The 11,127-nt window shown below is 40.9% G+C and carries 17 protein-coding genes and 1 pseudogene; 4 read left to right on the plus strand and 14 right to left on the minus strand.

All coding sequences use genetic code 11. The annotated features are described in order from the left end of the window. Nucleotides 1-207 (plus strand): hypothetical protein (locus KHB02_RS26580; RefSeq protein WP_241114114.1); only part of this gene is annotated, 207 nt, incomplete at its 5' end. A gap of 86 nt (nt 208-293) precedes the next feature. Here the strand turns inward: KHB02_RS26580 and KHB02_RS26585 are convergent. Then, nucleotides 294-920: pseudogene (locus KHB02_RS26585) on the minus strand (pyridoxamine 5'-phosphate oxidase family protein). Between the two features lie 9 nt (nt 921-929). After that, nucleotides 930-1,784 carry a LysR family transcriptional regulator gene (locus tag KHB02_RS26590; RefSeq protein ID WP_213146415.1) on the minus strand — a complete coding sequence of 285 codons (855 nt, stop codon included), beginning with the start codon at nt 1,782-1,784 and terminating at the stop codon, nt 930-932. A 134-nt stretch (nt 1,785-1,918) separates the two neighbouring features. On the opposite strand from KHB02_RS26590, the gene KHB02_RS26595 reads away from it, so the two are divergent. Further along, on the plus strand, nt 1,919-2,257 hold the full coding sequence (locus KHB02_RS26595) for a cupin domain-containing protein (RefSeq protein ID WP_213146414.1): 339 nt from the start codon (nt 1,919-1,921) through the stop codon (nt 2,255-2,257). 36 nt (nt 2,258-2,293) lie between these two features. On the opposite strand, the gene KHB02_RS26600 is transcribed toward KHB02_RS26595, so the two are convergent. The 5 genes from KHB02_RS26600 to KHB02_RS26620 form a co-directional block, all read right to left on the minus strand. Continuing rightward, nucleotides 2,294-3,046, minus strand: a complete 753-nt coding sequence (locus tag KHB02_RS26600; RefSeq protein WP_213146413.1) for an MBL fold metallo-hydrolase — start codon at nt 3,044-3,046, stop codon at nt 2,294-2,296. Nucleotides 3,047-3,067: 21 nt separating this feature from the next. Then, nucleotides 3,068-3,862: an MBL fold metallo-hydrolase gene (locus KHB02_RS26605; RefSeq protein ID WP_213146412.1), complete on the minus strand. Its 795-nt coding sequence runs from the start codon at nt 3,860-3,862 to the stop codon at nt 3,068-3,070. A 231-nt stretch (nt 3,863-4,093) separates the two neighbouring features. Continuing rightward, on the minus strand, nt 4,094-4,459 hold the full coding sequence (locus tag KHB02_RS26610; RefSeq protein WP_213146411.1) for a VOC family protein: 366 nt from the start codon (nt 4,457-4,459) through the stop codon (nt 4,094-4,096). A 21-nt stretch (nt 4,460-4,480) separates the two neighbouring features. Then, nucleotides 4,481-5,188, minus strand: a complete 708-nt coding sequence (locus KHB02_RS26615) for a polysaccharide deacetylase family protein (RefSeq protein ID WP_213146410.1) — start codon at nt 5,186-5,188, stop codon at nt 4,481-4,483. 58 nt (nt 5,189-5,246) lie between these two features. After that, on the minus strand, nt 5,247-5,699 hold the full coding sequence (locus KHB02_RS26620) for a DUF2269 family protein (RefSeq protein WP_213146409.1): 453 nt from the start codon (nt 5,697-5,699) through the stop codon (nt 5,247-5,249). Between the two features lie 181 nt (nt 5,700-5,880). Here KHB02_RS26620 and KHB02_RS26625 point away from each other — a divergent pair, with 181 nt between their 5' ends. After that, nucleotides 5,881-6,084, plus strand: coding sequence for a hypothetical protein (locus tag KHB02_RS26625; protein WP_213146408.1), 204 nt, complete (start codon nt 5,881-5,883; stop codon nt 6,082-6,084). 113 nt (nt 6,085-6,197) lie between these two features. On the opposite strand, the gene KHB02_RS26630 is transcribed toward KHB02_RS26625, so the two are convergent. The 5 genes from KHB02_RS26630 to KHB02_RS26650 form a co-directional block, all read right to left on the minus strand. Further along, nucleotides 6,198-6,734 carry a GNAT family N-acetyltransferase gene (locus tag KHB02_RS26630; protein WP_213146407.1) on the minus strand — a complete coding sequence of 179 codons (537 nt, stop codon included), beginning with the start codon at nt 6,732-6,734 and terminating at the stop codon, nt 6,198-6,200. Between the two features lie 39 nt (nt 6,735-6,773). Continuing rightward, a complete protein-coding gene (locus KHB02_RS26635) occupies nt 6,774-7,184 on the minus strand; it encodes a GNAT family N-acetyltransferase (protein ID WP_213146406.1) in 411 nt (136 codons plus the stop codon). Nucleotides 7,185-7,217: 33 nt separating this feature from the next. Next, a complete protein-coding gene (locus tag KHB02_RS26640; protein ID WP_213146405.1) occupies nt 7,218-7,727 on the minus strand; it encodes a GNAT family N-acetyltransferase in 510 nt (169 codons plus the stop codon). Between the two features lie 124 nt (nt 7,728-7,851). Then, entirely contained in the window at nt 7,852-7,992 is a 141-nt protein-coding gene (locus KHB02_RS26645; RefSeq protein ID WP_241114115.1) for a hypothetical protein, read from the minus strand. 121 nt (nt 7,993-8,113) lie between these two features. Further along, nucleotides 8,114-8,572 (minus strand): HD domain-containing protein, encoded by a 459-nt coding sequence (locus KHB02_RS26650; protein ID WP_338088331.1) that lies wholly within the window; start codon nt 8,570-8,572, stop codon nt 8,114-8,116. Nucleotides 8,573-8,761: 189 nt separating this feature from the next. Here KHB02_RS26650 and KHB02_RS26655 point away from each other — a divergent pair, with 189 nt between their 5' ends. Continuing rightward, the gene (locus KHB02_RS26655) at nt 8,762-9,235 is read left to right on the plus strand and encodes a cupin domain-containing protein (RefSeq protein ID WP_213146403.1); all 474 of its coding nucleotides are present in this window, start codon (nt 8,762-8,764) and stop codon (nt 9,233-9,235) included. Nucleotides 9,236-9,308: 73 nt separating this feature from the next. Here the strand turns inward: KHB02_RS26655 and KHB02_RS26660 are convergent, their stop codons facing one another. Both KHB02_RS26660 and KHB02_RS26665 read right to left on the minus strand, forming a co-directional pair. Continuing rightward, a complete protein-coding gene (locus KHB02_RS26660; protein WP_213146402.1) occupies nt 9,309-10,550 on the minus strand; it encodes an MFS transporter in 1,242 nt (413 codons plus the stop codon). A 249-nt stretch (nt 10,551-10,799) separates the two neighbouring features. Next, nucleotides 10,800-11,127 (minus strand): GNAT family N-acetyltransferase (locus KHB02_RS26665; RefSeq protein WP_241114116.1); only part of this gene is annotated, 328 nt, incomplete at its 5' end.

The raw sequence follows: 11,127 nt of genomic DNA on the forward strand, positions 1-11,127 counted from the left end.
GACCATTTCCTATCGCTCAACCCGACGAATCTGGTCTTATGGATTCTTTATAAGACCATTTCCTATCGCTCAACTCGACGAATCTGGTCTTATGGATTCTTCATAAGACCATTTCCTATCGACTTGACCGGCGAATCTGGCTTACGAATCCTTTACAAGACCATTTCCTATCGACCTGACCGACGAATCTGTCTTATGAATGCTTAAAACACTATTTCTAGACTATCAAAGACAAATTTTCTCCTATTCTGCATAGCAGTTTTGTCCCCCAGTCCCATCCCAAATTTCTATAATCAATACAACCTCTTAGTATAGCTCTCCTCAAGACTTTTTTGAATAGTATCGACATTGGAATCTGGGAGCTTTGCGTGTGCAAAAAGGATCTTAGCCGCAGATGGAAGCAGTTCTTTTTCAAGCCAGGACTCTGTATCCCATAAACCTGAGCGTCTTAAGGCTTTTGCGCAGTGTATAAAACACTCTTCCACGTCCACTCCAATCCCTAAAAGCGGCTTCTGCCCGCGGACCGCCATCTTCTCAAGCAACACGTCATCTCTTACTATACAAGCTTTCCCATTTACCCTCAGCGTCTCACCTAACCCCGGTATGAAAAACTGCAGACCAACTCTGGGATTGGATAAAATATTACGCAATGAATCTACCCTTTTGTTGCCTGGCCGCTCCGGTATGACAAATTGTTTTTCATTTAAAACAAGGACAAATCCAGGCTGGTCTCCCCTTGGGGAAACATCACAAAACCCCTGCTAGTCAGCTGTAGCCATCACCAAAAACGGTGATTTTGAAAGAAATTCCACGCAATGATCGTCCAAATGATGAATGACTTTTTTGGATGCGAGTTCACTCGGTGTTCCCAGAAATGACCGCAGTTCTGCCTCAGTTTCAATAATATCTTTAAACAAAATCCCTTCCCCCTAAAGTTTTTTAAAAAATGGATATAATGCTTTTCCAGTTGTGTTCGAATTTGCAATAAGCGAAATTGTCCGTTTGGCTAAGGAGTGGTTTAAAGGTATGGCTTTTACAAATGAGTTCCCCAGATTCTTGATACTCATTTCTGGTACCACGGTAATCCCAGACCCGGCCGCAACGTATCCAATTAAAAAATCTCCAAAATCTATTTCTCTAATAATCTTAAGCTCTTTCTCCTGTTCATGGAACATCCTGCTGACACTTTCCCTAATCGTACAGAAGGAAGGATATAATACAAATTCCTCGTCACTAATCTCTTCAATCTGAACAGACTGTTTTTCAGAAAGTTTATGAGAAGTGCGGAGGATAGCATATAAAGGCTCTTCAAAAATTTCCTTTTGCCAATACGTTTTATTGACCGGCATTTCTTCAATGATGGCGGCATCGATTTCCCCATTTTTTAGGAGTTCAAATACTTCTTGAGAGCCGTTCTTTATAACAACCTCCACGTGAATCCCTTTCTCCTTCAATTTTAAGATTCGGGACGGGATATAATTACCGGCCAAACTTGGCAAGGTTCCAATTCTATAACTTCTTATTTCCTTCAAACTGTTAAGATCATTTTGAAGAATCGATAGATCACCAAGAATTTGCGGCAGCCTTTTGTAGACTAACTCCCCTGCCTCGGTAAGAACGACTCCTGATGTGGACCGCACTAATAATGGCGCATCAAAGAAATCTTCTAATTTCCGGATTTGCTTGCTTAATGCCGGCTGCGATATATTAAGACGCTCACTTGCCTTGGATAGACTTTTTTGATTGACCGTTTCTACAAAACTTCGAAAGTAATCAATATTCATATAGCGCGCTCATCCTTTTTTAGCCCTTTTGAACATTTTACCATTTTAGATAAACATCGGAAATTATCAAACTATCTGTCTAATGAAAGGTAGTATAATGTATGTACAAGTAGTGGTGAATGGAGGTAGAAACAATGAAACGAAGCAAATCTAATGCAGAACACTACATTTGGGGACAACAATGTGACGGCTGGCATTTAGTGAAAGATGCAAATTTGAGTATCATCCATGAACGCATGCCTCCCAATACTGCTGAAGAAAGACATTACCATGTCCATGCTCGGCAATTCTTTTTCATTTTGTCCGGAACAGCCACCCTTGAGGTTGATGGTGAACGAATGATTCTCGAACAATTCGAAGGATACGAAGTGCCGCCTATGGTGCCTCATCAAATTTTCAACGAGACAGACAATGACATTGAATTTCTAGTCACTTCCCAGCCCAATAGCCGAGGAGACAGAATTTCATTGTAAAAAAAGTCACGAGTTCGTTCACTCGTGACTTCACCTTTAAAACTCAAAAATTTCTCCGTTAGACGGGACCGTGACATTACTTAAGCCATTTTTTGCGATGTATTCTCTCAACTCTTCCCTGCTCAACAGGCAATGATTCCATGACTCCATGTGAACCACAATAATTTTGGAGGATGAGGCCTCTTCACTTACTCTTTCAATATCCTTGATTCCCATAGTAATCGGATCACCTGTTAAAAACTGTGCCTCCCCGCCATTTAAAATGATGATTTCAGGTGAGGGTTCCGTCAAGGCCTCCTGAACTTCATCGCACCAAATGGTGTCTCCAGCAATATACAGGGAAGGTTCTTCGGCAGAATCCATAATAAACCCGGACACAGGTCCCATCTGCTTGCCTAATTCACCAGTTCCGTGCTGCCCTCCCGTTCTGGTAAAGCGGATCCCATTCCAGTTCTCTTCTTCCTTAATTTTTGTAACGTTGGAAAAACCAAGCCCACGAAGCTTTTCTTCATCTTCAGGCTGGCAAAAAATCTTTAAATCCTTCGGTATGGTTTTGATTGCGGCATCATCAAAGTGGTCGCGATGGGAGTGGGTTAAAATGACCGCGTCAATGTCATGGAGGATGGTTTCAATAGGAAGCGGCAATTCCACTAAGGGATTCCTGAACTTATTGGCCGCATTCCCTACCGGATCCATCTCTCCTTTAGAACTGAACATCGGGTCCACTAAGAAATGATATTGATTCATGCTGATTTTAACCGTTGCGTGTCTGATTAATTGAATTTTCATAGATATGGCTCCTGTTTGTTTTTATTTGGCAGATTGTTTTATCGTGTCTCCAAGAAAAAGGGGTTCATTTGGACGTAAAATTTTTATATTAACGGCTAGTTCATTGCCTCTTTGCATTAACCTTTCCTCCACATTTTTTGCTTCGATATAAAATGGAGGATTATTAAAGGTTCCATAATGAATCGGAACCAGATATTCAGCATTTAATATTTTCACTGCTTCAACTGCCTCTTCAGGCGTCAAACAGGCTGGCAAACTGCTTTGTGCTTTCAAACCGGCAACATGGAGGATGGGGCCGTTTACTGGAAGGCATGCTGCATGGATTGGTCCATATTGCTGCTCCATCCGCCACCAAAAACCATGCCACTGGGTATCTCCGCAGTGGACAATCGTATGGGCGCCATCATTAACAATCCAAGAAACCTGCGGAGAGCCGAAACCATCGACTGAATAGAAGGCAGAAACCTTTACATGATTTATAATAAAATCTTCATTTGGTCTGACCCCGATTACGTTTATAAATCCACATTTAGCGGCATAGCTCTCAGATTCCTTTGGAAGATAAAGTGGAACATCATCACCAAAACTATCCAAGACTGATTGATAATCAAAATGGTCCGGATGGAAATGGGTAACCAAAATAGCATCGGGCCTTTTGATGGTCCTAAGAGAAACTAAAGGCTCCAATGGTTCTCCTAATTTCGCAGCGAGCAGCTGGTCTTGCCCCTTAATCGGCGCCCCGAGCGGATCAATAAGGATTGAAGTTTCATTTGATTCCAGTACTACAGTTGCCCATGACAGTTTTTTTAATAACATAAAAGTCCTCCCTAAATTCTTGGTCATTAATTTACTATTATGTTACACCGTTCCACCGTCTGGAAGATAATACAAATCTGTTATAGGGTTATAACTTTTCATTATTGGGTTTAAGCGTTTAGATGAAATAAAATGGGGTTTTTTATTAAAAAGGGGGTATAAAAAGCGGGTATAAAAAGCGGGTATAAAAAACATTAAAAAATGCTTTACCTGGAAGTAAAGCATTTCTTCTCATTTCTGATAATTTAAAAGCCAGCCAATTCCGAAGCGGTCGACCAGATTGGCATGCAGCGCACCCCAGAACGTTTCTTGTAAAGCAAAGGTAACTCTTCCTTCGCTGCTAAGGGAATCATAGACTCTCCTAATTTCCTCTTCACTCTCACACTCCAACGTGATTCTCACGTTATCCCCTGCCTGGACTTTGCTAAAGGTGTCAGAGAAGTGGATGATGCTGTCTCCTAAGTGAAGCTCGGCATGCAGGCACTTGCCATCATCTGTCTGCTGGATGTTTTTAATATCTCCACCAAACAACCCTTGATAATACTCCATTACTTTCAGGCAATTATCAACAAAAACATATGGATTGGCACTTTTCATAATAAATTCCTCCTCATAAAATCACTTGCTTGCGGACTCTTGCAATTCATTTACAGTGACAAATTTGTAGCCTTTGTCGGTTAAGGATTGCAAGATTCCCTCCACCGCTTTCAGTTCTTCAGCAGATCCGCTGTACCAAGGGTGTAGCAGGATGATGGACCCTGGTTCTATGTTTTTCCTTACATACTCCACTTTGTCTGAAGCAGTGGTGTAGTAGCTGTCCGGCTCCAGGTTCCAGGTAATCGTGTCTCTATCATGTTTACTTAGATAATAAGGCAAACCGACTAGCTTTTTTCCATTTGGCGGGCGGACATCGATTTCACCTTGGTAGCCAGCTTCACGTATTAACTGATCTGTTTTTTCAATTTCATCTCGAATAAAAGCAGGTGATTTAAAAATCATTCGTTCATGGGAATAGGTATGGTTGCCAAGCTGGTGGCCAGCATCGGCCAGCTCTTTCGCTACCCCGGGATGTTTCTGGATATCGCTGCCGATTAGAAAAAAGGTTGCCTTTGCATCGTATTTTTCCAATAATGGGAGAAGCTCCGGTATATTTTTCGAAGGGCCATCGTCAAATGTCAATGCCACAAGCTTCTGATTTGTACCTCCCTTATAGGTGAGGTCCCCAAATAACTGGAAGGTTCGTGAATTCATTAATTTATATGTACCCATTAATAGTAGAAAAACTAGCAGGATTCCAGCGCCTGTATAGGCCAGTTTCTTTTTCATAAAACACTCCTAAATGACAAAGTGCAAAACCGACTCGGCCTTGCACTCTAATTTTTCCCTAAAAAGGTTTAAGTATCATAAGGGCAATGATAATTATAAAAATAACATTTTCCAAGTTTTCATAAAAGAAAAGCTCTTTAGATAACCGCCAATACTCTTCTGGAATGTCATCTCCTTTATGGGACTCCAGCATCGCCTTAATAGGTTTGGACCTAGGCGATAAGACGATTGGGCCGATTGCGAGTGCCGCCAAAAAGAGTATAAGACTTATAAGATACCATCCTTGACGGAACAGTGCTGTATTGAATAGGCCAAGACCTAAGCCTGTGACCAGTAATAGCGTACCGCCAATCATGACATAGATATGTAACTTATTACGGATTGAATAGGAATGGCGCAGTTCGGTCATTGTTTTTCCTGATTTAACAACCGTTGTTAAAATAAACCCTGGACCCATCCCGATAATGGCAGAAAAAATGTGTATGAAAACTAGAGCTTTGTAGAAAGTCATCGTCAGCTACCTCCATTCTCTACAGGACAATTTTATCATAAACAAGATTATTAATATAATGAGGTTTGTTACATATTTTTGTAGATTTAAACCGATACAGTTTTAAAAAAGAATGTTTGTCCAAGCCTTTTTTCTGTACAAGCATATTTTAATAAATAATGGTGGAAAGGGGGGTTTTTAAGTGTATAGTGGATGGAGAGATGGCGAAAAAATAGAGATTGAAGTAGAAGGCTTAACGAGGCATCACCGTGACAAACGAGGAAGAATCGTTATTGATGCCGAACAAGTCGTAATTCGTGCTAATAAAGTAATTGTTGTTAAAGAAGAAGAGAAAGATAAGCATCATGATTTTTTTGATGATTTTAAGAAATTTTTTTGGATCTAGTGATTGTGGGTATTTGAAAAGACAAGCCCTTGAGCAAAAACCGGAATAGCCCTTTAAGGCTAGCCGGTTTTTTGGTCTAATCATTTTGGGGATAATCACCTGCACCGGATGTTCTAATCATTTGGGTTTATGATCGCCAGCACCTGATGGTCTTCCCATTTTCCATTGATTTTGACATTCTTGATGGCGATTCCTTCCTTATGGAAGCCTGCCTTTTCCAGCACCCGGATGGAGCCGATATTATGCGGCATGACTCCCGCTTCGATACGGTGCAAATTTAATTCATTAAACGCATACTGCACTAGGAGCTTTGCAGCCTCAGTAGTATAGCCTTTCCCGTTGTGCTTTTGGTCCAAAAAGTAACCAATGAAGGCGCTTTGGAGAGAACCGCGGAGAACTTGGAAGAGATTGATTGTGCCGATTAATGCGTCATCTATTGTAAAAATCCCGAAGGTATACGCCTGGTCAGTTTGCCAATCCTTTGCAAACTCTTTGATTCTGTTTTGCTGTGCCTCGATTGTGTAAAAATCGTTGGTGCGCTCATAGGAGAACTTTTCGAAAAAGTAGCGGTTCTCTATTTGCAATTTGAGCAGGGATTCTCCATCGTCTTCGGTAAAGGGTCTTATGTAGATGTTTTTGCTTTTGAGCATTCGGGCCTCCCCCTTTTAATATGACTCGATAAACTGTATCTAGTACATCTTATACATTCCATGAGATTTTGGATAGGTATATTGAAATCCAAAATTTTCATAAAGTCTATTAGCAGGATCATCCGCAATTAGACTCACATACGAGCCCGGATACGTGTTCTTATCTAGATAATTGATTATTTCCTTCATGATTACTTTTCCGAGTCCTTGACCTTGGTAACTAGGTTTGACAACAATGTCCACAATATGAAAAACAGTACCACCATCGCCGACTACCCGGCCTAATCCAATTAAGGTGCTTTGATCATAAATACAAACAGAAAATAAAGTGTTTTTTAGGCCGACTGTTGCAGCCTCAAGCGACTTCCTGCTAAGGCCTCCCGCAACTCTTAGCTCATTGTATTCTGTTGGCTCCGGCGGGGCATGTTTTATTTTAAAATTAGTATTCATTTTTCAAAAATCTACCTTTCACAGAATTCTTAATTATGGCTTTAGATGTAAAACCATATACGCCTCATCAAAATATTCACCATTCACTATTAATGCCTTTTCTTCATAACCAAATACTTTAAAACCATGCTTGGTATAGAGCTTCTTCGCTTTTTCATTACTTGCTGTTACAGTTAAATTTATTTTTTCGATCGTTTGGATTGATTTTGCTTTTTCAACGGCGGCTGAAAGTAAAGCGCTGCCTACACCGGATACACGTTTATGAGGTGTCACATACATCGCAAAAATGTTGGCCTTGTGACGGATTTTGCTGGGTTTCTCGTGCATTAGGGTGACGACACCGATGAGTTCTTGGTTATTGAAGGCCCCAAATGTATAGGTTCCTTCTGTGGAGAGATTTTGTGCGGTTTGTTCCACCGGATTTTCTCTTGACATGGCATCTTCATAGCTTGTTAAAAAAGCCTCTGGATTTTGCTGCAATGCTTCTAATCTTAATTTCCAATAGCTTTCGGCATCGATTGAGTTTAGTAATCTTATTTCCATACTTATCTCCCTTGTTAAAATTTTCGGGTTTTTCTGGGGTTGGTTTGTCTATTGGATGGATTATATGTGCCCCCCGTTTTTTGATGAAGGACATTATCCGGTTGGTATCGGTTCAAAATGTCCTTCATAAGCTTGATGAAGACCAAATCCGTGCTGCCCTTACTTCAAAATGTCCTTCATTGGCTTGATGAAGACCAACTTCATGGGGTCCCAAATTCAAAATGTCCTTCATAGACACGATGAAGACCAAATCCATTCGGCTCATCGTTTAAAATGTCCTTCATAAACCGGATGAAGACCAAATTCATGCTGTCCTTATTTCAAAATGTCCTTCATTCTCTATTAAAGTAATGCCCAAAGACTACAAATTTGGAGCGTCAAAAATCCTAACGCTTAAACAACCTGATCACCTCTTTCTCAAGTTCCTCTACCAAACTAAACGCCCCCTGGTGTCTGAGACTCTCGACCAAGTTGGTATAATACCACTCCTGCTGCTCCTTGCCACGGTTAAACCTTTGCCAGACCTCATCACCATCCTGCTCATAATCTTTAATAATCGACCGGATATTGTGAAGTTTATCGGCACAGGCAACTGCACGGATATCGCTGGAGGCGTTTTTCAAAAATTCGATTGTGTGCTCCTTCCGATCCTCCCAAGAAAGCGACTTATCTGGTTCGGAACATCCCGCCACGATTTCAGCTATCTCTTCACCAAAGTCATGTTTGATGTCTTTTAGTTTGTAATCGGTATCTTCATCAGTATCATGTAGAATTCCTGCTGCTACCACTTCATCGCGATAACCCGCTTTCATCAAAAGCATGCCAACCGCGACAGGGTGTGCGATAGAAGTGCTTTTTCAATTAAATCCATCATTGAATTCCTCCAAAGTCTTAGTATGATTATTTTACCATTTTTATCCTCCCGCATAATAAAAATATATTTTTAACCAGTCAATTAATGAGAATGTACAACAGACATAATTCGTAGGTCGAATTGCATATTATTATGTGGTAAAAGATTGGGGGGCGAGATTTTGGATCAGCCATTTATTCGTCAATCGTCTAAGGATAACACTTTCATGTTTTTGGGAAATATAGTTTCTTTTTTAGTAAATGGGGATGATACACAAGGTCGATACGCTACTATTTTGACAGAGGAACGAAGAGGTTTTGAACCGCCTCTACATATTCATACGAGAGAAGACGAAACATTTTTCATTCTCGAAGGGGAAATTACTTACTACGTAGGCGATACAATCATCAAAGCCACGCCTGGAACGTATGTTTATGCTCCAAGAGGAGTTTCACATACCTTCAAAGTGAACACGGAAACAGCTAGAGTATTATTATCTGTTTATCCCTCTGGATTTGAGCAATTCATGAAGGAACTAAGTGTACCTGTTCCTGCTAAATTGCCGCCACCTCCGGATGGTCCTCTCAGCCCGCAAGATGTTCAGAAGCTGGTTTCTACTGCTTTGAAATATGGAATAAAGATATATGTTGATTAACATTTGTTATAGAGTTTTTGTTAAAGATTGATAATAATAGGCCCAGTTCAAAATGAACTGAGCCTTATTTTAATTAAGCCTCTTCACTTTTTTTCAAAACAGCCGCCCCTTTGAAAAGCGGAACTAGGAATAACACCCCGATGATAAATAACAGCGCAGTCGTTTCATACATCGCCACAAGCGAAAACTTTTCCTTGAGCCAGCCGCTTGCGGTCATGGTAATGACCATCGTTCCCATAAACATCGGATTCAAAATTCCGTTTACCCTGCCGATAAAGTCGGCATCTGTATTTTTCAAAATCATCGTATTGATTCCAATATGGATACATGGCATAAATAAGCCAGCGATAAATTGAACCGTTAAAGTTAGCCAGAACAACTCAGATAGCCCCAGCATCATAAAAACAATCGCATTTATAGCCATTCCTAGTGCTAGCAGAATTTGCGGCGGGGTCTTTTTGGCCAATCCTACAGTAAGGCCGCCACCTAAAATCATCCCTGCTCCAAATGCTGCCATCAGCCACTGCAGCTGCTCTTTTGGCAGACCGAGCTTTTCTGTAACAAGAAATACTGCCAGCGGCTGCGTCAGTCCCAGCGCCAATCCGGCAGCCGCGAAACATCCGCCAAGCATCGTCAATGGACGGCTGTTCAAAACGTAACTGAACCCTGCTTTCATTTCCTGCGTGATGGTTGTTTTTTCAGCCTTCTCCTCCACCTCATAATCGGCTGGAAGTAAAAATAGAATTCCCGCCGACAGTAAAAAGGCAACACCCATGATAGCAATCGCGGCATCAATTCCGTAGCGTTGATACACAAACGTCCCAATAACAGGACCGAGAATCATGAACAACGCAAACAAGGTTTGGTAGATAGACATCCCCATTTGGATGAGTTCTTCCCTCACATGCAACTTGAACAACTTCATCCCCGACGGCTGTGAAAACTGGGAAAGAATAGAGGATACGAGAGTCGCAAAGAAAATAGCTTTCCAGCTTCCAAAAACAAGTGCCAACAGCACAACAAAGATCGATATCGCACTAAGGAAATCACACCATATCATCGTCCTTTTTGGCCGCCAGCGATCGGCAAATGTTCCTCCAATAAAGGAAAATAGAAAGATTGGAGCAAATTCCGCCACCGAAATGAGCGACACGGCTACTGCATTTTCATTTGTTTTTTCTACTACGAATAGTAAAATCGAGTAATTTCGGACCCAAATCCCGATTTGCAGGAAAAAAGTTGAAAGTAGGATTGTTTGAATCACCCGATTTCGAAACAATGCCCCAAGGGTCATGTCTGATTTTGTTGTTTCCATAAAAAAACCTCCTTATCCGATCAATGGATAGGAGGTTTTTCAGGCGCAAAAAGTCATAGTACACCAAGTACCATTTAAACCTTTTTATAAAAAAGCCCATACCAATCCTATCCAGAATTATGTTCGTTATTACGAATTATTTCTAAAAATAGGATTAGTTATTCATTGGCTTAATGTTCACCCTTCCGAATTTGAGTAATTTTCATTTTACTGGATTTGTTTTTAAGTTTCAAGCAAAATTATGTTAGTTTATGGTAAATTTTTCTCAAACAACACCATATCCAAAGCCCTAATGCCATTTTCATAGATTGGGTCAGGGTATTTTTTGAAAAAGTCCTTTTTAATTTCCGACATACGGAAGCCGGCTTTTTGATAAAAGGCTAGGTTGGCAATGCTAGAATTGGCGGTGCCGACAATCATTTTGTTGAATCCTCTGGACCGATAAACTTCAAAGGACTCCTTTATAGCCATTTTGCCAATTCCCATTCCCTGATACTTTTCTGATATAGCCATGTTCTTAATTTCCACAACGTGGTCCGGATGGAAGGTGAATAACATAACGCCGGCAGTGGCCCCT

The organism is Neobacillus citreus (assembly GCF_018343545.2).
Taxonomy (GTDB): domain Bacteria; phylum Bacillota; class Bacilli; order Bacillales; family Cytobacillaceae; genus Neobacillus; species Neobacillus citreus.

Excerpts from the sequence above, each read along its gene's own strand:
- KHB02_RS26610 (WP_213146411.1), bottom strand. The coding sequence starts at position 4,459 with ATGAAAAGTGCCAATCCATATGTTTTTGTTGATAATTGCCTGAAAGTA.
- KHB02_RS26630 (WP_213146407.1), bottom strand. The coding sequence starts at position 6,734 with ATGCTCAAAAGCAAAAACATCTACATAAGACCCTTTACCGAAGACGAT.
- KHB02_RS26590 (WP_213146415.1), bottom strand. The coding sequence starts at position 1,784 with ATGAATATTGATTACTTTCGAAGTTTTGTAGAAACGGTCAATCAAAAA.
- KHB02_RS26600 (WP_213146413.1), bottom strand. The coding sequence starts at position 3,046 with ATGAAAATTCAATTAATCAGACACGCAACGGTTAAAATCAGCATGAAT.
- KHB02_RS26660 (WP_213146402.1), bottom strand. The coding sequence starts at position 10,550 with ATGGAAACAACAAAATCAGACATGACCCTTGGGGCATTGTTTCGAAAT.
- KHB02_RS26595 (WP_213146414.1), top strand. The coding sequence starts at position 1,919 with ATGAAACGAAGCAAATCTAATGCAGAACACTACATTTGGGGACAACAA.
- KHB02_RS26645 (WP_241114115.1), bottom strand. The coding sequence starts at position 7,992 with ATGAGCCGAATGGATTTGGTCTTCATCGTGTCTATGAAGGACATTTTG.
- KHB02_RS26620 (WP_213146409.1), bottom strand. The coding sequence starts at position 5,699 with ATGACTTTCTACAAAGCTCTAGTTTTCATACACATTTTTTCTGCCATT.
- KHB02_RS26605 (WP_213146412.1), bottom strand. The coding sequence starts at position 3,862 with ATGTTATTAAAAAAACTGTCATGGGCAACTGTAGTACTGGAATCAAAT.
- KHB02_RS26640 (WP_213146405.1), bottom strand. The coding sequence starts at position 7,727 with ATGGAAATAAGATTACTAAACTCAATCGATGCCGAAAGCTATTGGAAA.
- KHB02_RS26615 (WP_213146410.1), bottom strand. The coding sequence starts at position 5,188 with ATGAAAAAGAAACTGGCCTATACAGGCGCTGGAATCCTGCTAGTTTTT.
- KHB02_RS26635 (WP_213146406.1), bottom strand. The coding sequence starts at position 7,184 with ATGAATACTAATTTTAAAATAAAACATGCCCCGCCGGAGCCAACAGAA.